Below are 24999 nucleotides of genomic sequence, written 5' to 3'. Positions count from 1 at the left end.
CCCGCCCCTACTGTCCCGAAGCCGTGCCGGGCGGAATCTTGAACGGATCCGCGGCCTGACCGGACAGGTTGGCCAATTCGCCGGTCAAGAAGTCCGGCGGATTGAGGATTTCGTCCATGTGAGCCATGTTCGGGTCGAAATAAGCGGTGGTGAAGAACGTTTCACCAATGCGGCGCAGGGTGAGGTCGAAGGTGGTGAACACGTTGAGGTAGTCACCCCGCACCGCCTGCTTGATCCCGAAGTTGGGGAACGGAAACGTCAGCAACAGCTGTAGCGAGGTGACGAAATTCCTCCGGTTGTCATTGAGGGCCTTCACGGCCGAGTACAGGTCCTTCATGTCGGCGGCGAAGTCCACCTTGGTCTTTGCCAGCACGTGCGAGGTGACGTTGGCCAGTTTGTGCAGCGCGCCGAAGGCCTCCACGATGTGGTCGCGGTTCTTGTTGAGCACGCGAATCGCCTCGGGCAGCGTGTCCAGCGCCCGGCCCAGGTTGTCCTTGTCGCGCGCCAATGCTCCCGAGAATCGGTTCAATCCGTCGACCGCATCGATGATGTCGTTGACCTGACGGTTGAGCCCCGAGGTCAATTCCGCCAGCCTCGGCACCAGGTCCACGAACTGGTCCTGCCGGCCCGCGACGGCCCGGTAGGTCTCGTCGGTGATCTCTTCCAGCGCACCGACATTGCCCTTGTTCACCACAACGCCGAGCGCCGAGAGCACCTCTTCGGTGGTGGGATAGCGACCGGTGTTGGCCTCCGTGATTTTGGACCCGTCGGTCAGCCGGCCGACGGCCGGCTTGTCCTTCGGCCGAGCCAGGTCGATGTGCATCGAACCGAGCAGCGACGTCTGGGCGACCGTCGCGGTCGAGTTGGCGGGCAGCACGACGTTCTTGTTCAGCGCCAATTTCACTGCCGCATAAAACGATCCGTCGGACCGCTGTTCGGCGGCAATACCGGCAACACTTCCGACGGTGACGTCGTCCACCATGACCGGTGAGTTCTGCGGCAGCGTCGCCACATCGGGCAGCTCGACGGTCACCGAGTAGGCACCACTGCCATGGCCGGCGGTGCCCGGCATCGCCAACGAGTTCAGGCCGTTGAATTGGCAGCCGGCCAGCAGCACGCTGCCCGCCGCCAACCCGCTGGCGCGCAACCACATTCGGTTCATCCGCCACCGCCCAAGCCGGCCGCCGGCCCGTTAGGCGCCGGTTGACCGGGAGCGGGTCCCGGCCGCGGGCCGAACGCGCTTCCGGGAGCGGGACCGGGGGCGGGTGCGGCACCGGCCGGCGCGGGGCCGGGTGCCGGGCCGGCCTGCGGGGCCGTCGGGACGAGCAGCGCCTGCAGATCCGCCGGGTTCTGGGAGGCCGGCGTCTGGGCGCCCTTGGCCGGGACCCAGGTCAGCTCCGGGACCGGGGTCGCCGCCTTGGCCTGGGTTTGCGGGGTGTCGTAGATGATCTGACCCTTGTACGCCGTGATCGTGTTGAGCGGGTGGAACATCAGCGGCGGGTAGTTCACCGTGAGCCGGCGCAGCACCGGCCCCAGCCGCTCACGACAGAGCTCGGCGCGCTTGAAGTAGTCCGGCGCCCTCGGCCCGGCCGCGGTCTCGAAGGATCCACCGCAGATGAACTGCACGGGATTGGCGAATTCCGGTATCGACAAGAGGCCGTTCAGCGTGCCCTGCGCGGGGTCGTAGATGTTGTAGAAATTGGCGATACCCGGGCCCGCCACGTGCAGCACCTGCTCGATGTTGTCGCTCTGGTCGCTCAACGTCTTCGCGAAATCGTTGAGGTTGTTGACCGTGTCGATGATGGTCGAGTTGTTTTCGTGGAGGAACCCACGGATGTCCGACAGCGCGGTGTTGAGGGTGCCCAGCGTGCTGTCGAGATGGCGCGAACTGTCGGCGAGCACCTGCGACACCGACGCGACGTTGCCGGCGAATTGGACGATCTGTTCGTTACTGGACGAGAGGGCGTTGACCACCACCTGCAGGTTCTTCACCGTGCCGAAGATGTCGCCGCGCGAATCCCCCAGCCGCCCAGCGGCTTGCGAGAGCTCGCGCAAGGCGCTGTGGAACGACTGGCCCTTGCCGTCGAAGGTGTCGGCGGCCTGGTTGATCGCGGCGCCCAATGGGCCCTGCATCGATCCGGCGGTCGGGCCGAGTTGGACGGCGAGCTGGGTCAGCGACTCCTTGACCTCGTCCCATTCCACCGGGACCGCGGTGCGGCCCGGCCCGATGGTGGCGCCGTCGGCCATCTCCGGCCCGCCGGTGTACGCCGGCGTCAACTGGATGAACCTGGCCGCCACCAGGTTTGGCGACATGATGATCGCCTTGGCGTCCTTGGGGACCTTGACGTCCTTGGACACCGACATGGTGATCTTGACGTCGGACGGCCGCGGCTCGATCGTGTCGATGGTGCCGACCGGGACACCCAGGATGCGCACCTGGTCGCCGGGGTACAAACCGACCGCCGAGGCGAAGTAGCCGACGATCTTGCGGTTATTCGCTTGCGACGACAGCACACACACGCCGCCCACCAACACCGCGACCAGCGCGATGATGGTGGCGTAGCGCAGCCCACGGCTGCCGAGGATCCGCTGCATCATGGTGACTTCGGCCTGATGATCCAGCGTTCCTGGATCAGCCCGCGCAGGTAGTCGGCGAGGCTGGCCGGCATCTTGCCGGGCTGATAGAAGAAGTCGAACATCGTCGCGAGCAGCGGCGCCGGGATGACACCGTAGACGTTCACGTTGAAGCCGGGGCCCGACCCGACGACCTCGCCCAGCTCGGTGGCGTAGGTGGGCAACCGCTTGAGGGCCTCGGTGATGTAGTCGCGGCGCTCATTGAGGTTGGACAGCACATCGTTGAGCTTGTTCAGCGCGGGCCCGAATTCCCGGCGGTTGTCGGCGACGAAGCCGGAAATCTGCGCCGAGAGATCCTGGATGCCCGAGATCAGCTGGCCCAGGGCCCGGCGGCGTTCGTCGAGGGCGGCGAACAACTCGTTACCGTCATCGACCAGCTTGTTGACCTGCTCGGCGCGCTGGGACAACACGCCCGTGACCGACTTCGCATGCGCCAGTAGGCTTTGCAGCGCCTCGTCGCGTCGGTCCAGGGTGCGGGATAGGGACGTCACGCCGTCCAGCGCACCGCGCAGCTCGGGGGTCGCGTCGTGCAGGGTGTCGGTCAGCACGTTCAACGCCTTCTCGAACTGCGGCTTGTTCAGGTTGCTGGCGTTGGAACCCAGGTCCTCGAGCGCGCCGGCCAGCGTGTACGGCGTCGTGGTGCGACTGAGCGGGATGGTGGTTGCCTTGCCACCGCCGGCCGGCGTCACCGAGATGGAGCGCTCACCGAGGATGGTGTCGGTGCGGATCGCGGCCAGCGACTGGTCGCCGACCGCGACGTGGCGGTCGACGCTGAAGCTGATCTTGGCGCTGTCGCCGGCCAGACCCACCGAGGTCACCTTGCCGACCTTGAAACCCGAGACGTAAACGGCGTTGCCGGGATTGATTCCACCGGCGTCGCTGAAGTAGGCGTCGTAGATCTTGCCCTGCGGCCAGAACGGCAACCCGGCGTAGCCGAATGCGATGAGTACGACGCAGACCACCAGCACCACGCCGAAGATGCCGGTGCGCAGTGGATCGCGCTCATGTTTTGCGTTACTTGGCAAAAGCGCACCTCCCCTTGCTGGGATCCACCTGGCCACCCAGGGGCAGGAGGATGTCGCCACCGGCCGGGCCGTTGATCTTGATCGTCACGGAGCAGAAATAGATGTTGAAGAACGACCCGTAGGCGCCGAGGGCGGCCAGCCGCAGATAGTCCTCACCCAGCTGTTCGATGTCGTTGTTCACCTCGGCCTTGCGGTTGTCCAGCTCGGTGGCCAGCGGACGGGTGTTCTCCAGGATGCCTTGCAGCGGCCGGCGCGAATTCTTCAGCAGCTGCGTCAGATCCGTCGTCGTCGAGGCCAGCGGGGGGATGGCGCCGGCGATGTCGTCTTTGTGTTCGGCCAGCCCGCTGATCAGTTGTTGCAACTGATCGACACTGGTCGAAAATTGCGCGCTGCGTTGGTCCACGGTCGTCAGCACCGTGTTGAGGTTGTTGATCACGTCGCCGATGAGCTGGTCGCGCTGGCCCAGCGCCGAGGAGAACGCGCTCGTGTCGGCAAGCACGTTCGACAACGCCCCGCCCTGGCCCTGCAGCAGCTGGATGACCGCACTGCTGATGGTGTTGACCTTGTCGGCGTCAAGGCCTTTGAGCACCGGCCGAAGCCCGCCCAGCAGCGCATCGAGATCCAGCGCCGGTTGGGTGTGTTGGCTGTTGATCGTCCCGCCCGCGGGTAGCCTCCGCAGCTCGCCCGGGCCCGACGTGATCTCCAAATACCGGTCGCCGACCAGGTTTTCGTACCGGATCACCGCGCGGGTCGACGAGTAGAGCGTGTAGCGCTTGTCGACCCCGAACTTCACGTCGATGGTGTTGTCGTGGTTGAGCTTGATATCCGACACCGCACCGACCGGCACCCCGGCGATGCGCACCTTTTGACCGGCCTTCAGCCGCGAGATGTCGGTAAACGTTGCGTGGTAAGTGCTTTCGGGGCCGAACCGGAAGTCGCCGAAGACGACCACCAGTCCCGCCGAGACCAACAGCATGGCCACCGCGAAGATGCTGACCTTGATCATCATCGAGCGGTGCGAGGGCATCGCGGAGCTGGGCATCAGAAATCGTCCCGTTCCGCGAAGGCGCCGTGGAACAAGAACTGCAGCGTCGAGGGCGCGTCGACCTGCAGCTCGGTGAACGGCTCGTACGGGATGTTGGCGTTGTCGGTGACCAGGAACGGCGCCCGGTAGAACGACCCGCCGGTCTGCTTGGTCGGGATGTCGGGCAGCCCACGGCAGTTCGGGCCGCCGGAGGCGTTGACGATCGGCAGCGATTCCGGGAACGTGTACGACGGCGCGCCCAGCACGAAGCTCGACGACGTGAACAACCCCGCCTTGCGGACGCCGAGCAGCGGGGCGAATTCCTTGATACCGCGCTCGATGCCGGCGAACAGGCATCCGAATTCCGGTGAATAGTCGGCGGCCACCTTGAGCGGGGCCCGCAGCCGGTTGATGGTGTCGATGAAGTCCTGTTCGGCCGGCGCCAACGTCTCATAGGCGTTGTTGGACAGGCCGATGGTGGCCAACAGCGTGCTGTCGAGATTCTTCTGCTCGTCCACGACGGTCTTGTTGATCGTCGGCAGGTTGTCGACGACGGTGTTCAGGTTCGGGGCGGAGTCGGCGTACACGTTGGCCACGACCGCCGTCTTCCGGAGGTCTTCCTGCAAGGCGGGCAGCTTCGGATTCGCTTGGCGCGTCAGCGTGTTCAATCCCGACAGGATGCCGCCCAGGTCGTCGCCGTGGCCGCGTAGGCCTTCGGCGAACGCGCTCAGCGTCCCGTTGAGTTCGACGGGGTCGATCTTGTGCAACAGGTCGATCAGCGACTGGAACAAGGTGTTGACTTCCAGCTGCACCGACGACGCCGCGACGTGCGCGTCCGGACGCAGGGAGGTCGGCGACGGCGCTTGAGGCGGAATGAATTCCACCGCCTTGGCACCGAAGATGGTGTTGCCGGCGATGTGCACCGTCGCGTTGGACGGAATGAAATGCATGTCGTCGCTGTTGATTCCCAGCGTGAGGCGCGCCTGGTCACCGGAGTAGTCGATGGTCTCGACCTTGCCGATCTGGATGCCCCGGTATTTCACCTTGGCGCCCTTTTCCATCACCAACCCGGCCCGGGGCGCCGACACGGTGACGGTGTCGATCGACGCGAAGGCGGCCGTGTAGGAAAGGTAAGTCAGCACAGCGAAAGCCACCATCAGGCCGGCCAGCACTGCTGCTGCCAGCCGGACGGTTGTGCGTCGCGCGCTTGTGTCTGCCATGTCCCTTTTAAGCGGTCCTCTTAGCCGGAGAGGTTGAAGTTACCGGACGCCCCATACACAGCGAGCGAGATGAACAAAGTGATGACGACCACGACGATCAACGACGTCCGCACGGCCTGGCCGACCGCGATCCCGACGCCGACCGGGCCACCGCTGGCGTTGTAGCCGTAATAGGTATGTACGAGCATGACCGCGATGGACATCACGATGGCTTGCAGGAACGACCACAGGAGATCCGACGGGATCAGGAACGTATTGAAGTAGTGGTCGTAGAGGCCTTTTGACTGCCCGTTGATGTACACCGTGGTGAAGCGGGCGGCGAAGAAGGCGGCGAGCACGGACAGCGAGTACAGCGGAATGATCGCGATCAGGCCGGCGATCAGGCGGGTCGACACCAGGTAAGAGACCGAGTGCACCGCCATGCACTCGACGGCGTCGATCTCCTCGGACACCCGCATGGCGCCCAATTGGGCGGTGGCGCCGGCACCGATGGTGGCCGCCAGCGCGATACCGGCGATCACCGGGGCGACCACCCGGACGTTCAAAAAGGCCGACAGGAATCCCGTCAGCGCCTCGATGCCGATATTGCCCAGCGACGAATACCCCTGCACCGCAATGACACCGCCGGAGGCCAGGGTCAAGAAGGCCGCGACACCGACCGTGCCGCCGATCATGACGAGGGCTCCCGCGCCCATGGTCATCTCGGCGATCAGCCGGATCGTCTCCTTGCGGTACCGGGTCAGCGCGTTGGGGACGTAGCGCATGGTCTGCCCGTAGAACAACGCCTGCTCGCCGAAGTCGTCAACCGGCTCTTGCAGCCGCGAGAAGACGCGACGAAATCGCAGTGTGGCGTCATAACTCATCGCGTGCTCACCCGTCTCATCACTTCGCCGAAATTCGCACGCCGATGGCGGTCATCACCACGTTGATCACGAACAGACAAATGAAGGCGTAGACCACGGTTTCGTTCACCGCGTTACCGACACCCTTGGGTCCACCCTTGACGGTCAGGCCGCGGTAACAGCCCACCATCCCGGCCATCACCCCGAACAGCAACGCCTTGACTTCGGCGAGCACCAGCTCGCGCAGACCCGTCAGCACGGTCAAGCCGTTGATGAACGCGCCGGGGTTGACGCCCTGCAGGAAGACCGAGAACACGTAGCCACCGGAAAGACCGATGGCACATACCAAACCGTTGAGCAGCAGTGCCACCACCGTGGACGCCAGCACACGGGGCACGACCAGCCGATGGACCGGGTCGATGCCGAGCACGCGCATCGCGTCGATCTCCTCGCGGATCGTGCGGGCGCCGAGGTCGGCGCAGATCGCGGTGGCGCCGGCGCCGGCCACGACGAGCACGGTCACCACCGGACCCAGCTGGGTGATGGTGCCGAATGCCGTTCCGGCGCCCGAGAGGTCGGCGGCGCCGATCTCGCGCAGCAGGATGTTGAGGGTGAAGGCCACCAGCACCGTGAACGGGATGGACACCAGCAGCGTCGGGACCAGCGACACGCGGGCGATCATCCACGTCTGATCGAGGAACTCACCAAACTGGAACGGCCGGCGGAAGGCGGCCCGGCCGGTATCCATCATCATTTCGAAGAATCCGCCGACCGCGCGGGCGGGAACCGCAAGTTGCTCCATCAACTCGGTCTCCCCCCTCGGCTGGTCTCGGCGAAGTCTATGGCTGGCCTTTGCGTGGTCTACGGTCGCACGGGGCTCGGTGTGAGCCGGATCATATTAACTCAGAACAAGTTCACCATGTCAATGAACAGCATTTCTTATCCCAACCGTTAATTCGCCAGGTCAGAAGCACTTGTCACGTGTCAAACTGACACACGTTCTACCTGCCGATTCCCCCCGATCGACGAGCCGAAAATGGCTATTGATCCATCAGTGCGCTCGCCGAAAAATTGTGCTCAGGATCACGTCCAGCAAAGTAATCCTGCAGCGTCGCACTCAGTTGTGCAGGGTCCCAAGCGGCGCCGTTGGCGCTGAATTTGCGCTCGACGGTCGGGGCAGCGACCAATGTCACCTGTGGACCGTAGACGATGAACACCTGGCCGTTGACTTCCGCGGCCGCCGGGGAGGACAGGAAGGTGACCAGATTGACTACGTGCTCTGGCGACAGCGGATCGACGCCGCCCGTTTCCACCTCCGGTGCGTCGCCGAAGACGTCGGCCGTCATCGCGGTGCGCGCGCGGGGGCAGATGGCGTTGGCGCACACGCCGTAGCGGCCCAGCGCCCGCGCGGCCGTGAGTGTGAGCGAAATGATGCCCGCCTTGGCGGCACCGTAGTTCGCCTGCCCGACCGGGCCGACCAGGCCGGCCTCCGAGGCGGTGTTGACGATCCGGCCGAAGACCTGGCCGCCCGCCTCCTTGGCCTTGGAGCGCCAGTAGGTGGCGGCGTTGCGGGTCAGCAGGAAGTGGCCGCGCAGGTGCACGGCGATGACCTGGTCCCACTCCTCGTCGGACATGTTGAACAGCATCCGGTCGCGCGTGATGCCGGCGTTGTTGACGACGATGTCGAGCCCGCCCAGCCCGTCGGCCTGGGCGACGAGTTCGTCGGCGGTGGAGCGTTCGCTGATGTCCCCGGCCACGGCGACGGCCTTCGAACCGGAGGAGTTGATCTCGTCGATGACGTCGGAGGCATCCAACGCGGCGGCGATGTCATTGACGACCACGGTCGCTCCGAGGCGCGCCAGGCCGAGCGCCTCGGCCCGTCCCAGGCCCGCGGCCGCACCGGTGACCACCGCGACCTTTCCGGAGAGATCGGTCGCGTTCGTGCTGCTAGTCAATTTATGAATACCTCTAGTTTTCACGCAGCAGAGCCGCGCGCGGGCACTCCGCGATCGCCTGCTCGGCCAACTGCTCTTTGTCGGACGGAATCGGGTCCAGCTTCACCACGGCGTAGTCCTCGTCGTCCAGGTCGAAGATATCCGGGGAGATTCCCAAGCACACTGCGTTACCTTCGCACCGGTCACGGTCCACGATCACCCGCACAGCACCCTCCTTGAACCTGGCCTTCACCGCAGGACTCGCCCCATCAGTATGTAGGTCCACCATAAGACCCCGACACCGATGGGGAAACGGTCGCTGGATTCCCAGACTAGAACGTGTTACAACCGGGAAGACGAATGGGTAGCCGTTGGTCGAGCTGCAGCCTGTGACGAGGGTTGTAATCGGAAACGTCGTTGACTTGAAGGACGGCTGAAATGCGCATCAGTTACACCCCGGAGCAGGAAGAGCTGCGTCGCGAGCTGCGGTCGTACTTCACCAACCTGATGACCCCGGAGCGCCGCGAGGCGCTGACCTCTTCAGGTGGCGGCGAGGTCGGCACCGGTACCGCGTACCGCGACACCGTCGCGCAGATGGGCAAAGACGGGTGGCTCACCCTGAACTGGCCCACGGAGTACGGCGGCCAGGACCGCTCGCCGATGGACTCGCTGATCTTCACCGACGAGGCCGCCATCGCCGGTGTGCCGGTGCCGTTCCTGACGATCAACAGCGTGGCGCCGACGATCATGGCGTTCGGCACCGAGGAACAGAAGAAGTTCTTCCTGCCCAAGATCGCCGCGGGCGAGCTGCACTTCTCGATCGGCTACTCCGAGCCCGGCGCGGGCACCGACCTGGCCAATCTGCGCACCACCGCGGTGCGCGACGGCGACGACTACGTCATCAACGGCCAGAAGATGTGGACCAGCCTGATCGCCTACGCCGACTGGGTGTGGCTGGCGGTACGCACCAATCCCGAGGCCAAGAAGCACCGCGGCATTTCGATGCTCACCGTGCCGACCACCGCGGAGGGTTTCTCCTGGACTCCGGTGCACACCATGGCCGGCGTGGACACCAGCGCCACCTACTACTCCGACGTGCGTGTCCCGGTGACCAACCTGATCGGCGAGGAGAACGGCGGCTGGAAGCTGGTGACCAACCAGCTCAACCACGAGCGCGTCGCCCTGGTGTCGCCGCAACCGATCTTTTTGGCCCTGCGCGAAGTGCGCGAATGGGCGCAGAACACCAAGGATGCCGGGGGCGCCCGGCTCATCGACTCGGAGTGGGTGCAGCTCAACCTGGCCCGGGTGCACGCCAAGGCCGAGGTCCTCAAGCTGATCAACTGGGAACTCGCCTCGGCGGCGAGTGAAGACCTGTCGCCCGCCGACGCGTCGGCGGCCAAGGTCTACGGCACCGAGCTGGCCACCGAGGCCTACCGGCTGCTGATGGAGGTGCTCGGTACCGCGGCGACGGTGCGCCAGAATTCGCCGGGCGCGTTGCTGCGCGGCCGGGTCGAGCGGATGCACCGGGCCTGCCTGATCCTGACCTTCGGCGGCGGCACCAACGAAGTGCAGCGCGACATCATCGGCATGGTCGCCCTCGGTCTGCCCCGCAACCGCTGAGCCGCTACGTAATAGAAGGACGGACGTTCATGGATTTCACGACAACCGAAGCGGCGAACGACCTCGGCAACCTGGTCGACACGATCGTGGACTCGGTGTGCACACCCGAACACCAGCGTGAGCTCGACGGGCTCGATCAGCGGTTCGACCGCGACCTGTGGCGAAAGCTGATCGACGCCGGCATCCTGTCCAGCGCGTCCGCGCCGTCGCTCGGCGGCGACGGCTTCGGCGCGCTCGAGCAGATCGCAATCCTGGTCGCCCTGGGGCATCAGCTGGCCGCGGTGCCCTACCTGGAGTCGGTGATGCTGGGCGCCGGGGCCCTGGCCCGGTTCGGCTCCGAAGAGTTGCAGCAGAGCTGGGGCGTGTCGGCGGTCAACGGCGAGAAGACGCTGACCGTCGCCCTCGACGGTGAGATGGGCGAGGGCCCGGTGCAGGCGGTCAGCGGCGGCGCCGGCTACCGGCTGACCGGCACCCGCACCCAAGTCGGCTTCGGGCCGGTGGCCGACGCGTTCCTGGTCCCGGCCGAAACAGATTCCGGCACAGCGGTATTCCTGGTTGCCGCCGACGATCCCGGCGTCACGCTGACCGCGCTGGAAACCACCGGCCTGGGCAGCGTCGGGCACCTCGCGCTGGACGGAACCGAGGTGGACGGCGCCCGCAAGGTCGGCGGCGCCGAGGTCGTGACCTGGCTCGGCACGCTGGGGACCTTGGGCCGCAGCGCTTTCCAGCTCGGGGTGCTCGAGCGTGGCCTGCAGATGACCGCCGAATACGCCCGCGAGCGCGAGCAGTTCGACCGACCCATCGGCAGCTTCCAGGCGGTCTCGCAGCGGCTCGCCGACGGCTACATCGACGTCAAGGGGTTGCGACTCACGCTCACCCAGGCGGCCTGGCGAGTCTCGGAAGACATTCCGGCCGAGATCGACGTCGCCAGCGCGGCGTTCTGGGCGGCCGACGCGGGTCACCGGGTGGCGCACACCATCGTGCACGTGCACGGCGGTGTCGGCGTCGACACCGACCACCCGGCGCACCGCTACTTCCTGGCCGCCAAGGAGATCGAGTTCGCCTTGGGCGGCGCCACCGGGCAGCTGCGTCGCATAGGGCGCGAGCTGGCGGAGACGCCCGCCTAGGCGCAATGGACCTCACCGATGACCTGACGGTCACCAAGCTGCTGGAGCCGCTGACCGAGATCGACGATCGCGGTATCTACTTCGAGGACTCGTTCACCAGCTGGCGGGATCACCTGCAGCACGGCGCCGCGATCGCCGCGGCGCTGCGTGAGCGGCTCGACCCCGCCCGGCCGCCGCATGTCGGCGTGCTGCTGGAGAACACCCCCTTCTTCTCGGCGGTGCTGGTGGCGGCGGGAATGTCGGGGATCGTGCCGGTCGGGCTCAACCCGGTGCGCCGCGGCGAGGCGCTGCGGCGCGACATCGCCCGTGCCGACTGCCAATTGGTACTCGCCGACTCCAAATCGGCTGAGACGCTGGGTGATATCGAGCACCTCAACGCCGACTCCGCCGCGTGGGCCGAGGAGGTCGCCGCGCACCGTGACGCGCAGATCTCCTTTCAGGAGGCCTCGCCGGCGGATCTGTTCATGTTGATCTTCACGTCGGGAACCAGCGGCGAGCCCAAGGCGGTCAAGTGCAGCCACGGCAAGGTCGCGATCGCGGGCGTGACGATGTCACAGCGCTTCGGCCTCGGCCCCGACGATGTCTGCTACGTGTCGATGCCGCTGTTTCATTCCAATGCGGTGTTGGTCGGCTGGGCGGTGGCGGCGGCCTGCTCGGGCTCAATGGCGTTGCGGCGCAAGTTCTCCGCCTCGGGGTTCTTGCCCGACGTCCGCCGCTACGGCGCCACGTACGCGAATTACGTGGGCAAGCCGTTGTCCTATGTGCTCGCCACACCCGAGCGGCCCGACGACGCGGACAACCCGCTGCGCGCGGTGTACGGCAACGAGGGTGTGCCCGATGACATCGAGCGCTTCGGCCGCCGATTCGGGTGTGTCGTGCAGGACGGGTTCGGTTCCACGGAAGGCGGCGTGGCGATCGCACGCACCCCCGACACACCGCCGGGTTCATTGGGCCCCCTTCCGCCGGGCATCGACATCGTCGATCCCGACACCGGCACGCCATGCCCGCCGGGCGTGGTCGGCGAACTGGTGAACGCCGCGGGGCCTGGGCGTTTCGAGGGTTACTACAACGACGCCGCCGCGGAGGCCGAGCGGATGGCCGGCGGGGTCTACCACAGCGGTGATCTCGCCTACCGTGATGACGCCGGCTACGCGTATTTCGCTGGGCGGCTGGGTGATTGGATGCGAGTCGACGGCGAAAACCTCGGTGCCGCGCCCATCGAGCGGGTGTTGCTGCGCCACCCCGATCTCACCGAGGTGGCGGTGTACCCGGTGCCCGACGCGATCGTCGGCGATCAAGTCATGGCCGCGGTGGTGATGGCGCCGGGCACCGAGTTCGACGACGAGAAGTTCCGCGCCTTCCTGGCCGAGCAGCCGGACCTGGGACCCAAGCAATGGCCGTCGTACGTGCGGGTCAGCGCCGAGCTCCCGCGGACGGTGACGTTCAAAGTGCTGAAGCGACAGTTGGCCGCTCAGGGTGTCGACTGCGGCGACCCGGTCTGGAAGATCCACCGCTAGGGTGCGGGCGGGCGGTGCGGCCGGATGCGCCGTCCAAGCAGTAAACTCAGCGCTTGATGAAAATCCGCGAAATGATCGCCGGCTCGATCCTGGTTGGGTCGCTGGGTGGCGCCGCACTCGGGCTGGGCGCCGGTTTCGCCGCGGCGGAACCGCCCCCGCCGCCTCCCCTGCCTCCACCACCGCCGCCGCTGGTGTGGTCGCCGCCGACGCCGGACCCCGAACCCTGGGAAGCCCCTCCCCCGCCCGAGGACGGACCGCCGCTACCGCCGCTGCCCCCGCCATCGGGCTGATGGTTATCGCCCGGCGCACGGCGTAGTTGAGCGCCGATCCGCACCGAACACGCCGCAACGACAAGGAGACCCGATGGTTGATGCGCCGGTCCCCCACCTCGGCGTCGCTGTCCCGCACGCCGAAATCGGCACCAGCGCATGACGGCACGGCCTCTCGAGCTCGCGTTGGAAGCCAGCTTCGAACAGCTTTCCGCCGCGGTGCCGGCGAACGTCGGCGTCGCGATCGCCCGGCCGGATAGGACATTTTCGCTGGGGAGCTGGTGGTCCGGCGTGGCATGGTCGACGATCAAGGTGCCCCTGGCGGTGGCGGCGCTGCGCAACGATTGGCTGGGCGCCCGCGATTTCGCCGTGAAGGCCGTCACCGAATCCGACAATCGCGCGTCCGAACAGTTGTGGTCGCAGTTGGGCGAGCCGGCCGACGCGGCACGGCAGGTTCAGGCGGTGGTGGCCGAAGGCGGTGACACCGCGACGGTGGTCGAGTCACGCCGACTTCGTCGCGGCTTCACCGCGTTCGGCCAAACGCAGTGGAGCCTGCAGCGCCAGGCGCGCTTCGCCGCGGAGCTACCGACCATCCCCGACGCCGGCGAGGTGATCGACCTGATGCAACGACTCACCAGCGGTGACCAATGGGGGCTGGCGGCCAAAGGGATTGCCGCAAAAGGGGGTTGGGGGCCGGGCGTGCACGGCGAGTACCTGGTCCGGCAATTCGGGATCGTTCCCACCCCGTCCGGGCAGTGGGGCGTGGCGCTGGCGGCGGACGCGCACGACGGCGCGTTCGAGACCGGCGTCGACGTGGTCAATACGATGACTGACTGGTTGCTGAGCCGGCTGCCGACCCTAGCCCGTTATTGACGGCACCACGGCGTCGATCAGATGCGGGCCGGGTTCTGCGAACGCGGCGCGCAGCGCATCGGCGAACTCCTCGGCGGTGGTGACGCGACGGGCCGGCACCCCCATGCCCTCGCTGAGTTTCACGAAATCCATTGTGGGGTCGGACAAGTCGAGCAGGGACAGGGCCTCGGGCCCGGGGGCCGACCCGGCGCCGACCCGTTGCAGCTCGATGCGCAGGATGTCGTAGGCGCTGTTGTTGTACACCACGGTGGTGACGTTGAGGTTCTCCCGCGCCTGGGTCCACAACCCCGCAATCGTGTACATGGCTGAGCCGTCGGATTCCAGGCACAGCACCGGCCGGTCCGGGGCGGCGATCGCCGCACCGACCGCCGCGGGAATGCCGTAGCCGATCGCCCCACCGGTCAGGGTCAGCCAGTCGTGTGCCGGCGCCCCGGCGGTGGCCTGCGCGAGCAGCAGTCCGGAGGTGTTCGACTCGTCGACCACGATCGCCCGTTCCGGCATCAGCGCCCCGATCACGTCGGCGGCCGACGCCGACGTCAGCGCGCCGGTCGGCAGCTTCGGGCGCGACGCGGCCGCCACCGCCGCCACCGTCCCGGGCGCGACCTGATCCGCCAAGGCGGTCAACGCATCCGCCGCGCCGCTGTGTTCGGCGAGCACGTGCACCTCGCAGCCGGCCGGCACCAGGTCGCTGGGCATGCCGGGGTAGGCGAAGAACGACACCGGCGACTTGGCGCCGGCCAGCACCAGATGTTTGGCGCCGTCCAGCTGGGCCGTGGCGGCTTCGGCGAAATAGGCCAGCCGGTCGACGGCGGGGATGCCGGCGCCGCGTTCGAGCCGGGCGGGGAACGTCTCGCACAGCACCCGCGCGCCGGTGGCCGCGGCGATCCGGGTGGCCGCGGCCAGGCCCGCGCGGCGGGTGGCGTCGCCGCCCACCATGATCACCGTCGGCTCCCCGGAGCCGAGCACCTCGGCCACCTCCGGCGCCAGCAGGGGGTCGGCGCCCGCCGGCTGTGCCTCCAGGTTGGAGAACAGCTGGGCGCCGTCGGACCAGGACACGTCGGCGGGCAGGATCAGCGTCGAGATCTGCGAACCCCACCGGCTGGCGGCGATGCCCTCGACGGCGTCGGCCGAAACCTGGGAGGCGTCACCCGTTCGGCGCACCCACCCCGAGACGGTGCCGGCGAGGGCGTCGATGTCGGATTCCAGTGGGGCGTCGTACTTTTTGTGATACGTGGCGTGGTCACCGACGACCACCAGCATCGGCACCCGGGCGCGGCGCGCGTTGTGTAGATTGGCCAGGCCGTTGCCCAATCCGGGGCCCAGATGCAGCAGCACCGCCGCCGGGCGATCGGCGATGCGGGCATAGCCGTCGGCCGCGCCGGTGGCGACCCCCTCGAACAAGGCCAGCACGCCGCGCATCCGCGGAACGCTGCCCAGGGCCGCGACGAAGTGCATCTCCGACGTGCCCGGGTTGGCGAAGCACACGTCGACGCCGCCGTCGACCAGGGTCTTGATCAGGGCCTGGGCGCCATTCACGTGTTTACCTCCAGTCGGAACACTCGTTCGGCATTGCCGCGCAAGAAGTCTCGGCGAGCCTCGTCGGACAGCCCGAGGTCGTCCAGCCCCGCCAACGCGTGCTCGTGGCCGATCATCGGGTAATTGGTGCCGAACAACACCTTCCGTTGCCCGGTACCGGTTTTCATGAACCTGATGAGTTCATCGGGCAGGCGCGCGATCGTGTACGCCGAGGTGTCGATGAAGACATTTTGGTGCTTGCGGGCCACCGCGACCATCTCCTCGGTCCACGGGTAGCCGACGTGGCCGCAGACGATCACCAGTTCCGGGAAGTCGAGGGCCACCTCGTCGATGTAGGGGATCGGCCGGCCGGTCTCCGACGGGCGCAGCGGGCCGGTGTGGCCGACCTGGGTGCAAAACGGCACGCCGGACTCCACGCACTGGGCGAACAGCGGATAGTAGCGGCGATCGGTGGGCGGGGCGTTCCACAACCACGGCACCACCCGCAGGCCGACGAATCCCTCTTCGACTCGCCGTCTCAACTCCCGGACCGCCTCCATCGGGCGGTCGAGGTCGACGGTGGCAAGCCCGGCGAACCGGTCCGGATGCGCGGCAATCCATTGCGCCACCTCGTCGTTGGAGACGAGGTCTTGGCCGTTCGGGCCGCGCCAGGCGCTGAGTATGCCCAGTTGAACGCCGGCGGCGTCCATCGACGCCAGCGACGCCTCGATCGGGATCTCGGTGTCGGGGATCGACCCGCCCGTCCAGCGCCGCAGGGACGCGAGCATGTCGCTGCGCAGGAACCGCAGCGTCGGGTGTTGCATCCAGACGTCGATCGTCATCGGGATCGACAGTAACCCGGCTGCCGTAGACGGCGTTCAGACGGCCAGCGCGGCGCGGGCGGCGGCGGCGGTCTGCCGCGCGTACCCGCCGCCGAACAGCACGACGTGGGCCAGCAGCGGGAAGAGCTGGTGCAGCCCGATGCGGTTACGCCAGCCGGGTCGCAGCGGCCGCACCCGCTGGTAACCGTCGACGATGGCGTCGTGATGCGGGCAGCCGAACAGCGCGAGCATCGCCAGGTCAGTCTCGCGGTGGCCGCCGTGCGCGGCCGGGTCGATCAGCACCACCCCGCCGGGGGTCCACATCACGTTCCCGCTCCACAGATCGCCATGCAGCCGCGCCGGCCGGTCGTCATCGTCGAAATCGCCCGCACGGCAACGGGCCGCGACGGCGTCGACGGCCTCGCGGGTCGCCGCGTCCAGCCGCGGTGCCGCGAGTTCGGCCATCGGGGCCAGCCGCTCCTGCGCGTAGAACTCGCCCCAGCGTCGGTGCGGCCGCAGCGACATCGGCAGGGGCTGGGACAGCGGCCCGAAGAAGCCGGGCCCGTCCCACCCGTCGGGCCCCGCGCCGAAACCCGCAGCGCCGGCATCGTGCGTGATGGCCAGCTGGCCGCCGAACGCGCGCGCCGCACCGGGCGTCGGGCCCACCGAATCGAGGCGCCGCAGCGTCAGGCTGGTCGCGGTGACGGAAACGACTTGCGCGCACGGCACACCGCCGTCGACGCCGGAAAGCCATTGCAGGCCCGCGGCTTCCGCCGCGAAGAAACGGGCGGGCGCGTCCGGGTTGTGCTTGACGAAGTCGGTCACGCCGCGCGCGGTCCTAGCGCTTGGAGCGCGTCACGCAGTGACGTGAGCGGCGTGCACGTCGTCGGCCGGGCGCGCCTCGGTCTGCTCCTTGGCCCAGCGGTAGTCAGGCTTGCCGGCGGGCGAACGCTTGACCTCGTCGACCAGCCACAGGCTGCGCGGCACTTTGTATCCCGCGATCTCCGAACGCACGAAGGCGTCCAGCTCCGACAGCGGGGGCCGGGTTCCCGGCCGCGGCTGGACGACGGCCGCGACGTGCTGGCCGTATCGGGCGTCGGGCACGCCGACCACCAGGGCGTCGAAGACGTCGGGGTGCCCCTTGAGCGCGGCCTCGACCTCCTCGGGGTAGATCTTCTCGCCGCCGCTGTTGATCGACACCGAGCCGCGGCCCAGCATCGTGACGGTGCCGTCCTCCTCGACCGTCGCGAAGTCGCCGGGGATGGCGTAGCGCACGCCGTTGATGGTCTTGAACGTCTCGGCGGTCTTCTTCTCGTCCTTGTAGTAGCCGACGGGAATGTTGCCCTTTTTCGCGATGAAGCCGCGCACACCGGAGCCGGGCTTGACCTCGTTGCCGTCCTCGTCGAGGACGACGGTGCGGTGGTCGATCGTCACGCGCGGGCCGCCGCTGTGCGGCGCGTCCTTGGCCACGACGCTGGTGCCGCCGAATCCGGTTTCCGACGATCCGATCGAGTCGGTGATGACCCGGTTGGGCAGCAGCTCGAGGAACTTCTCCTTGATGCTCGGCGAGAACAGCGCCGCGGTGGAGGCGAGCAGGAACAGCGACGACAGGTCGTACTCGTTACCCTTGTCCTGGTGCGCCAGCAGCGCGTCCAGCAGCGGTCGCGCCATCGCGTCACCGGTGAAGAACAGCAGGTTCACCTTGTGGTCGTGAATCGTGCGCCAGACCTCGTCGGCGTTGAATTCCGGTGCCAGCACCGTGGTTTGGCCCGAGAAGATCGACATCCAGGTCGCCGACTGGGTGGCACCGTGGATCATCGGCGGAATCGGGTGGCGGACCATCGGCGGATTGGCGGCCGCGGCTTTGGCGAGGTCGTACTCGTCCTTGACGAATTCGCCTGTGGCGAAGTCGGTTCCGCCGAACAGCACCCGGTAGATGTCCTCGTGGCGCCACATCACGCCCTTCGGGAACCCGGTGGTGCCGCCGGTGTAGAGGAGGTAGATGTCGTCGGCGCTGCGCGGGCCGAAGTCGCGCTCGGGTGAGCTCTGGGCGATCGCGGAGTAGAACTCGACGCCGCCGTAGCGCTGGTAGTCGTTGTCGCTGCCGTCCTCGACGACCAGGATCGTCTTGACGCCTGGGGTCTCGGGCAGCACGTTGGCCACCCGGTCGGAGTACTGGCGCTCGTGGACCAGCGCGACCATGTCGGAGTTGTCGAACAGGTAGCGCAGCTCGCCCTCGACGTAGCGGTAGTTGACGTTCACCAGGATGGCGCCCGCCTTAACGATGCCGAGCATCGCGATGACGATCTCGATGCGGTTCCGGCAGTAGAGGCCCACCTTGTCGTCCTTTTTCACCCCCTGCTCGAGCAGGTAGTGGGCAAGGCGGTTGGCCTTCTCCTCCAGTTGGGCGTAGGTCAGCTTCTCGTCGCCGCAGATCAGGGCGACACGCTCGGGCACCGCGTCGATGGCGTGCTCTGCAAGATCGGCAATATTCAAGGCCACGGCCACCAAATTAGAACGTGTTACATTTCGAGGCAAGCTCGTGACCATTGTCGAGGGAAAGGCGGTAGCCGTGTCCGTGGCGTCAGCAAACGAGGAAACCGGTCCTGACGCGCTGGTGGAGCAGCGTGGTCACACCCTCATCGTGACCATGAACCGGCCCCACCGCCGCAACGCCCTGAGCACCGAAATGATGGAAATCATGGTCCAGGCCTGGGATCGCGTCGACAACGATCCCGACATCCGCTGCTGCATCCTGACCGGCGCCGGTGGCTACTTCTGCGCGGGCATGGACCTCAAGGCCGCGACCCAGAAGCCGCCGGGGGAGTCGTTCAAGGACGGCAGCTACGACCCGTCACGAATCGACGCCCTTCTCAAGGGCCGCCGGCTCAAGAAGCCGCTCATCGCCGCCGTCGAGGGCCCGGCCATCGCCGGGGGCACCGAGATCCTGCAGGGCACCGACATCCGGGTGGCCGGCGAGAGCGCCAAATTCGGCATCTCCGAGGCCAAGTGGAGCCTGTACCCGATGGGCGGGTCCGCGGTGCGACTGGTGCGCCAGATCCCCTACACGGTGGCGTGCGACCTGCTGCTGACCGGGCGGCACATCACCGCCGCCGAGGCCAAGGACATCGGCCTGATCGGCCACGTCGTGCCCGACGGGCAGGCGCTGGCCAAGGCCCTCGAAATCGCCGAGGTGATCGAGAACAACGGGCCGCTGGCCGTGCAGGCGATCCTCAAGACGATCCGCGAGACCGAGGGGATGCACGAGGAAGAGGCCTTCAAGCCCGATACCGCCAACGGAATACCGGTGTTCCTCTCCGAGGACTCCAAGGAAGGTCCCCGGGCGTTCGCCGAGAAGCGCAAGCCCAACTTCCAAAATAAGTAAGCGGCGGGGCCGGTTGCGCCGAACGTGACGTCACGGCGATTTTTCGGCCGATTTTTCGCCCTGCCGTCACACTCGGCGTCGCTGTCAGTCCTTGACGCGACACTGCTCGCGTGCGCGAACCCTTCATCGGCAGCGAGGCGCTCGCAGCCGGCACCCTTACCCGGTATCGGCTGCGGAGCCGGTTCGTCGCGCTGCACCCCGACGTCTACGTCGACCCCGGCACGGAACTGACCGCCACAAGACGCGCATGCGCCGCGTGGCTGTGGTCGCGGCGGCGGGGCATCGTCGCAGGACGCTCCGCCTCGGCACTGCACGGGGCCAAATGGGTCGACCACCGGGCGCCCGCGCAATTGGTCTACCAGCACCGCCGTCCGCCGGCCGGCATCACCACGTGGTCGGATTCGCTGGCACACAACGAAATCCGCTTGATCGGCGACATACCCGCGACCTCCGCGGCCCGTACGGCCTTCGATATCGCTTGCCGCAATCCCATCGGCAAGGCCGTCGCGGCTCTCGACGCGCTTGCTCGGGCGACGAGACTCGACGTCGCCGAAGTCGAGTTGCTCACCGAACGCTACAAGGGCCATCGGAATGTCCGCCGGGCGCGGCGCGCGCTGACCCTGGTCGACGCGGGGGCCGAATCACCACGCGAGACGTGGTTGCGATTGCTGCTCATTGACGCCGGTTATCCGTGCCCGAAGACGCAGATCCCCGTCTACGGCACGTACGGCGAGCTTGTCGCCGTACTCGATATGGGTTGGGAAGACATCAAAGTCGCGGTCGAGTACGACGGAGATCATCACCGTAGCGATCAGCGGCAATTCAACAAGGACATTCGACGCGCGGAGACCCTGGCGGAGATTGGTTGGACGGTCGTTCGCGTCACGATCGAAGACACACCGGGCGGCATCATCGCCAGGGTGGCAGCGGCGTGGGCGAAACGGGGCCCAAACGCGATCAGCCCAGCAGCGGCGCGCTCGGCGTGAACACCACCGGCATCGCCTCCAGGCCACTGACGAAGTTCGCCGGCCGCAGCGGCAAGGTCGAGTCGTCGTCGGCCAGTCTCAGATCCGGCAGCCGCTTGAGCACCCGCTCGGTCATCATCGACAGCTCGAGGCGGGCCAGCTGGTTCCCCAGGCAGAAGTGGGTGCCGAAGCCGAAAGCCATGTGGCTGTTCGGGTTTCGCCGGATGTCGAAGCTGTCCGGGTCCTCGAACACCGACTCGTCGAAGTTGCCCGACTCGAACAGCAGCATGATCTTCTCGCCCTCACGCAGCGAGGTGCCGTGGAAGTCCGTATCAGCCGTCAAAGTCCTGCACATGTTCTTGACCGGCGACGTCCAGCGCAGCATCTCCTCGATGGCGCCCGGAAGCAACGACGGGTCACGCACCAGGGCGTCCCACTGGTCGCGGTGGCGCACCAGCTGTTCTGTCCCCCCGCTCAACGTGTGCCTCGTGGTCTCGTCGCCGCCGATGAGGATGAGCAGCGTCTCCATGACGATCTCGTCGTCGGACATCCGCTGCCCCTCCACCTCGGCGTTGACCAGGATGGAGAAAAGGTCGTCGGTGGGCTCGGCGCGCCGCTTGGTGATGATGTCCGTGGTGAACTCGGTGTACGCGGCGAATGCGGCCATCACCGCCTGGGCCACGTCCGACGTGGGGTCGATGTGCGAACTCAGCCCGCAGACCAGGTCGTCGGACCACTTCAACAGCATGCTGCGTTCGTCGGGCAGCACGCCCAGCATGTCGCCGATCACCGCCATCGGCAGCGGGGCGGCGATATCGCGGACGAAGTCACACTCGCCGCGCTCACACACCGCGTCGATCAGGGTGTCGCACAGCCTCGCGATCGACGGCTCCTTCTCCTTCACCCGCTTGCGGGTGAAGCCGGCGTTGACCAGCTTGCGCCGCAACAGATGTGCGGGATCGTCCATGTCGATCATGTAGGGCATGCCCGGCTGGTCGGGACGGATGCCGCCCGTGCTGGAGAACAACTCCGGATTGCGCTCGGCGTCGAGGATGGCCTGATACGTGGTGGCGCCGGCCAGCCCGTTGCGATCGCGAAACACCGGCTGGTTGGCGCGCATCCAGCGATAGGCCTCGCGCGAGGTGTGACGGTCGGCGTAGAAATTGCCGTCGGTCAGGTCGATGTTCGAGATTGCTTCCGGGATGGTCGAAGTCATCTACAGCCTCCAAATGTTGACGAACGGATTACAGTAACCGGCATGGCTGAGTCACAACACGTCGTTGCAGGGACAGTCCTCACCATGCCGGTGCGGATACGAAAAGCGGACGTGCACACCGCGATGTTTTCGGTGGATGCGCAAGCGGCGCAACGCCTTATCGACTACAGCGGTCTGCGAGTATGCCAGCACCGCCCGGGCCGGGCGGTGGTCAACCTGATGCTGGCCCGCTATATCGACGGCGACCTGGGGCAGTACCACGAATTCGGCACCTGCGTGATGGTCAATCCCCCCGGCTCGACGGCGCGCGGCTGGCGCGCGCTGGGTGATGCGGCCGCGTTCATCCACCATCTGCCGGTCGATCAGAGCTTCACCCTGGAAGCGGGACGCTCCATTTGGGGGTTCCCGAAGATCATGGCCGACTTCACCGTTCGCGAGCAGGGCCGGTTCGGATTCGACGTCAGCGCCGACGGCGCACACATCGCGGGCATCGACTTCGCCCGCGGATTGCCGGTGCCGTCGCTGTTCACCTCGCGCCCGCAGGTCCTCAAGACCTACACCTACGCCGACGGCACCACCCGGGAAGTGCCCTGGGAGATGCGGGTGCGCGGGCTGCGCGGTCAGGCCGGCGGCGCGAGATTGCGACTGGGCGACCACGCCTACGCCAAGGAGCTGGCGTCGCTGGGCCTGCCAAAGCGGGCCATGATCTCTGGATCCGTCGGACACGTCGAGATGACATTCGGCGACGCCCACCCGCTCGGCTGACCGGTCGGGCCGGTGTCGATTGCCCGGCTCCGCCTCATCGCGCTGCGCGCTCGGCATCGTCGTCGGGCGTGTCATCCGGACAATCTAGAACGCGTTCTCACCCGCTGGCAAGAAAATTAGAACGTGTTCTAGTCCGCGCTGGGCTGGGGTCAGATCAGGCTCGCCAGCTCGCGGACCTGCTCTGTACTGCGCCCGGACACCACCATCATGGTCACGCCGGCGGCCTCCCAGGCCTTGATCTGCTTACGCACGTAGTCGATGTCGCCGACGATCGCGGCGTCATCGATCACCTCGTCCGGGATGATCTCCGCCGCCTTGTCCTTCTGGTTGCTGCGGAACAGCTTCGTCACGTCGTCGACGACCTCGGAGTAGCCCATCCGCCGGTAGACGTCGGCGTGGAAGTTGGTGTCCTCGGCGCCCATCCCGCCCATGTAGAGCGCGATGTAGGGCTTCATGGCCGCGAAGGCGGCGCTGCGGTCCTCGGTGATGACGATGTTGGCCGTCGCGCAGATCTCGAAGTCCTCGCGGCTGCGGCGCGCGCCCGGGCGGGCGAACCCCTCGTCCAGCCATTCGTTGTAGGTGTCGGCCATGCGCGGCGTGTAGAAAATCGGCAGCCAGCCGTCGCAGATCTCGGCGGCCAGCGCGACGTTCTTCGGCCCCTCGGCGCCCAGCATGATCGGGATGTCGGCCCGCAGCGGATGGGTGATCGGCTTGAGCGGTTTGCCCAGACCTGTTGCGCGCTCGCCGTTCAGCGGCAGCGGGTAGTGCGGCCCGCCGCTGGTCACCGGCGCCTCCCGCGCCCACACCTGCCGGATGATGTCGATGTATTCGCGGGTACGGGCCAGCGGCTTGGGGAACGACTGGCCGTACCAGCCCTCGACCACCTGCGGCCCGGAGACTCCGAGGCCCAGCACATGCCGGCCGCCGGACAGGTGGTCGAGCGTCAGGGCGGCCATCGCGCAGGCCGTCGGGGTCCGCGCGGACAGCTGCACCACCGAGGTGCCCAGCCGCACCCGGGACGTCGACGATCCCCACCAGGCCAGCGGCGTGTAGGCGTCGGATCCCCACGCCTCGGCAGTGAAGACGGCGTCGTACCCGGCCTCCTCGGCCGCGGCGACGAGCTCACCGTGGTTCTCCGGCGGTTGCGCGCCCCAATATCCCAGCTGCAGTCCCAGCTTCATCGTCTTCGCCCTTCCGCAGACCCGATGTTGAATCCGTTCTTAGAACCTGTTCTACTCGATGGCGTGACAGCCAGCTCGAGTAGCCCGCCCCTGATGGATCACCCTGAGCCACCGCTCTCCGCGCCACTGACGTTGGCCTTCGACTACACCCGTTCAGTCGGCCCCACGCTGAGTAAGTTCTTCACCGCACTGCGTGACCGCCACGTCCTGGGTGTACGCGGATCGGATGGCCGGGTACATGTGCCGCCGCCGGAATATGACCCGGTCACCTATGAGCCGCTGGGCGAGATGGTACCGGTCTCCAGCGTCGGCACCGTCGTCTCGTGGACCTGGCAGCCCGAACCGATCGAGGGCCAGCCGCTCGACCGGCCGTTCGCCTGGGCGTTGATCAAGCTCGACGGCGCCGACACCCCGTTGATCCACGCGGTGGATGCGGGCGAGCCCAACGCCATCAAGTCCGGCACCCGGGTGCATGTGCACTGGGCCGACGAGCCGGTGGGCGCCATCACCGACATCGCGTATTTCGCGCTCGGCGAGGAAGCTGAAGCCGTCGCGGAGCGGTCGGACGGCGACAAAGACCCGGTGACCATGGTCGTCACACCGGTCTCGCTGACCATTCAGCACACCGCCTCGCACGAGGAGAGCGCCTACCTTCGCGCCATCGCCCAGGGCAAGCTGCTGGGTGCGCGCACCGGCGAAAGCGGGAAGGTCTACTTCCCGCCGCACGGCGCCGACCCGGCCACCGGTCAGCCGACCACCGAGTTCGTCGAGCTGCCGGACAAGGGCACCGTGACGACGTTCGCGATCATCAACATCCCGTTCCAGGGCCAGCGCATCAAGCCGCCCTACGTGGCCGCCTACGTGCTGCTCGACGGGGCCGACATCCCGTTCCTGCATCTCGTCGCCGACATCGACGCGCACGAGGTGCGGATGGGCATGCGCGTCGAAGCGGTGTGGAAACCCCGCGAGGAGTGGGGTTTTGGCATCGACAACATCGAGTACTTCCGGCCGACCGGGGAACCCGACGCCGACTACGACACCTACAAGCATCACCTGTAAAGGGCTT

24 protein-coding genes are annotated in these 24999 nt (G+C 67.1%); 9 read left to right on the top strand and 15 right to left on the bottom strand.

Going from position 1 to position 24999, the window contains the following annotated elements:
* Nucleotides 1-7 precede the first annotated feature (7 nt).
* From AC0KTM_RS27810 to AC0KTM_RS27770, 9 genes are all read right to left on the bottom strand, one after another.
* Nucleotides 8-1162, bottom strand: a complete 1155-nt coding sequence (locus tag AC0KTM_RS27810; RefSeq protein ID WP_225327903.1) for an MCE family protein — start codon at nt 1160-1162, stop codon at nt 8-10.
* Nucleotides 1159-2598 (bottom strand): virulence factor Mce family protein, encoded by a 1440-nt coding sequence (locus tag AC0KTM_RS27805; protein WP_472417275.1) that lies wholly within the window; start codon nt 2596-2598, stop codon nt 1159-1161. Before AC0KTM_RS27805 ends, AC0KTM_RS27810 begins: the two co-directional genes overlap by 4 nt.
* Nucleotides 2595-3659, bottom strand: a complete 1065-nt coding sequence (locus AC0KTM_RS27800; protein ID WP_225326303.1) for a virulence factor Mce family protein — start codon at nt 3657-3659, stop codon at nt 2595-2597. Before AC0KTM_RS27800 ends, AC0KTM_RS27805 begins: the two co-directional genes overlap by 4 nt.
* A complete protein-coding gene (locus AC0KTM_RS27795) occupies nt 3649-4701 on the bottom strand; it encodes a virulence factor Mce family protein (protein WP_225326302.1) in 1053 nt (350 codons plus the stop codon). The genes AC0KTM_RS27800 and AC0KTM_RS27795 overlap by 11 nt, the downstream gene beginning before the upstream one ends.
* Nucleotides 4701-5903: a virulence factor Mce family protein gene (locus tag AC0KTM_RS27790; protein WP_225326301.1), complete on the bottom strand. Its 1203-nt coding sequence runs from the start codon at nt 5901-5903 to the stop codon at nt 4701-4703. Before AC0KTM_RS27790 ends, AC0KTM_RS27795 begins: the two co-directional genes overlap by 1 nt.
* A 20-nt stretch (nt 5904-5923) precedes the next feature.
* Nucleotides 5924-6766, bottom strand: coding sequence for an MlaE family ABC transporter permease (locus AC0KTM_RS27785; RefSeq protein WP_225326300.1), 843 nt, complete (start codon nt 6764-6766; stop codon nt 5924-5926).
* Between the two features lie 19 nt (nt 6767-6785).
* Complete coding sequence (locus AC0KTM_RS27780) at nt 6786-7550, bottom strand: MlaE family ABC transporter permease (RefSeq protein WP_225326299.1); 765 nt, start codon at nt 7548-7550, stop codon at nt 6786-6788.
* A gap of 235 nt (nt 7551-7785) precedes the next feature.
* Nucleotides 7786-8700, bottom strand: a complete 915-nt coding sequence (locus AC0KTM_RS27775) for a 3-oxoacyl-ACP reductase (RefSeq protein WP_472417273.1) — start codon at nt 8698-8700, stop codon at nt 7786-7788.
* Nucleotides 8701-8713: 13 nt separating this feature from the next.
* On the bottom strand, nt 8714-8905 hold the full coding sequence (locus AC0KTM_RS27770; RefSeq protein ID WP_225326326.1) for a ferredoxin: 192 nt from the start codon (nt 8903-8905) through the stop codon (nt 8714-8716).
* Between the two features lie 212 nt (nt 8906-9117).
* Here AC0KTM_RS27770 and AC0KTM_RS27765 point away from each other — a divergent pair, with 212 nt between their 5' ends.
* The 5 genes from AC0KTM_RS27765 to AC0KTM_RS27745 all read left to right on the top strand — a co-directional run bounded on the left by AC0KTM_RS27765 (nt 9118) and on the right by AC0KTM_RS27745 (nt 14085).
* Nucleotides 9118-10299 (top strand): acyl-CoA dehydrogenase, encoded by a 1182-nt coding sequence (locus AC0KTM_RS27765; RefSeq protein ID WP_225326297.1) that lies wholly within the window; start codon nt 9118-9120, stop codon nt 10297-10299.
* A 29-nt stretch (nt 10300-10328) separates the two neighbouring features.
* Nucleotides 10329-11426, top strand: coding sequence for an acyl-CoA dehydrogenase family protein (locus AC0KTM_RS27760; RefSeq protein WP_238955704.1), 1098 nt, complete (start codon nt 10329-10331; stop codon nt 11424-11426).
* 5 nt (nt 11427-11431) lie between these two features.
* Nucleotides 11432-12943 (top strand): long-chain-fatty-acid--CoA ligase FadD17, encoded by a 1512-nt coding sequence (gene fadD17 / locus AC0KTM_RS27755; RefSeq protein ID WP_472417271.1) that lies wholly within the window; start codon nt 11432-11434, stop codon nt 12941-12943.
* 56 nt (nt 12944-12999) lie between these two features.
* Nucleotides 13000-13233: a hypothetical protein gene (locus AC0KTM_RS27750; protein WP_472417269.1), complete on the top strand. Its 234-nt coding sequence runs from the start codon at nt 13000-13002 to the stop codon at nt 13231-13233.
* Nucleotides 13234-13371: 138 nt separating this feature from the next.
* Entirely contained in the window at nt 13372-14085 is a 714-nt protein-coding gene (locus AC0KTM_RS27745) for a serine hydrolase (RefSeq protein WP_472417267.1), read from the top strand.
* Here AC0KTM_RS27745 and AC0KTM_RS27740 read toward each other — a convergent pair.
* The 4 genes from AC0KTM_RS27740 to AC0KTM_RS27725 are packed head-to-tail and all read right to left on the bottom strand — an operon-like array spanning nt 14071 to nt 18929.
* Nucleotides 14071-15621 carry an acetolactate synthase large subunit gene (locus AC0KTM_RS27740; protein ID WP_472417265.1) on the bottom strand — a complete coding sequence of 517 codons (1551 nt, stop codon included), beginning with the start codon at nt 15619-15621 and terminating at the stop codon, nt 14071-14073. The two genes, AC0KTM_RS27745 and AC0KTM_RS27740, sit on opposite strands and share 15 nt — an antisense overlap.
* Nucleotides 15618-16442 carry an amidohydrolase family protein gene (locus AC0KTM_RS27735; protein ID WP_472417263.1) on the bottom strand — a complete coding sequence of 275 codons (825 nt, stop codon included), beginning with the start codon at nt 16440-16442 and terminating at the stop codon, nt 15618-15620. Before AC0KTM_RS27735 ends, AC0KTM_RS27740 begins: the two co-directional genes overlap by 4 nt.
* A gap of 36 nt (nt 16443-16478) precedes the next feature.
* Nucleotides 16479-17246, bottom strand: coding sequence for a fructosamine kinase family protein (locus tag AC0KTM_RS27730; RefSeq protein ID WP_238955698.1), 768 nt, complete (start codon nt 17244-17246; stop codon nt 16479-16481).
* 30 nt (nt 17247-17276) lie between these two features.
* Nucleotides 17277-18929, bottom strand: coding sequence for an acyl-CoA synthetase (locus AC0KTM_RS27725; protein WP_472417261.1), 1653 nt, complete (start codon nt 18927-18929; stop codon nt 17277-17279).
* Between the two features lie 64 nt (nt 18930-18993).
* Between AC0KTM_RS27725 and AC0KTM_RS27720 the strand changes: the two genes are divergently transcribed.
* Together AC0KTM_RS27720 and AC0KTM_RS27715 are read left to right on the top strand one after the other, a co-directional pair.
* The gene (locus AC0KTM_RS27720) at nt 18994-19806 is read left to right on the top strand and encodes a crotonase/enoyl-CoA hydratase family protein (RefSeq protein ID WP_225326325.1); all 813 of its coding nucleotides are present in this window, start codon (nt 18994-18996) and stop codon (nt 19804-19806) included.
* Nucleotides 19807-19916: 110 nt separating this feature from the next.
* Nucleotides 19917-20792, top strand: a complete 876-nt coding sequence (locus tag AC0KTM_RS27715; protein WP_225326289.1) for an endonuclease domain-containing protein — start codon at nt 19917-19919, stop codon at nt 20790-20792.
* On the opposite strand, the gene AC0KTM_RS27710 is transcribed toward AC0KTM_RS27715, so the two are convergent.
* Entirely contained in the window at nt 20764-21987 is a 1224-nt protein-coding gene (locus AC0KTM_RS27710; RefSeq protein WP_255641059.1) for a cytochrome P450, read from the bottom strand. The genes AC0KTM_RS27715 and AC0KTM_RS27710 overlap by 29 nt on opposite strands.
* Nucleotides 21988-22029: 42 nt before the next feature.
* On the opposite strand from AC0KTM_RS27710, the gene AC0KTM_RS27705 reads away from it, so the two are divergent.
* Nucleotides 22030-22752, top strand: coding sequence for an acetoacetate decarboxylase family protein (locus tag AC0KTM_RS27705; RefSeq protein WP_225326288.1), 723 nt, complete (start codon nt 22030-22032; stop codon nt 22750-22752).
* A 149-nt stretch (nt 22753-22901) separates the two neighbouring features.
* Here the strand turns inward: AC0KTM_RS27705 and AC0KTM_RS27700 are convergent, their stop codons facing one another.
* Nucleotides 22902-23933, bottom strand: coding sequence for an LLM class F420-dependent oxidoreductase (locus AC0KTM_RS27700; RefSeq protein ID WP_238955695.1), 1032 nt, complete (start codon nt 23931-23933; stop codon nt 22902-22904).
* A 63-nt stretch (nt 23934-23996) separates the two neighbouring features.
* On the opposite strand from AC0KTM_RS27700, the gene AC0KTM_RS27695 reads away from it, so the two are divergent.
* A complete protein-coding gene (locus AC0KTM_RS27695; protein ID WP_225326286.1) occupies nt 23997-24992 on the top strand; it encodes a Zn-ribbon domain-containing OB-fold protein in 996 nt (331 codons plus the stop codon).
* Nucleotides 24993-24999 lie beyond the last annotated feature (7 nt).

The sequence above is a fragment of the Mycobacterium sp. NTMscope_Eco_3 genome (assembly GCF_976985685.1).
The sequence above is the reverse complement of the archived record's forward strand: the minus strand, read 5'-3'. Positions and strand labels throughout refer to the sequence as shown.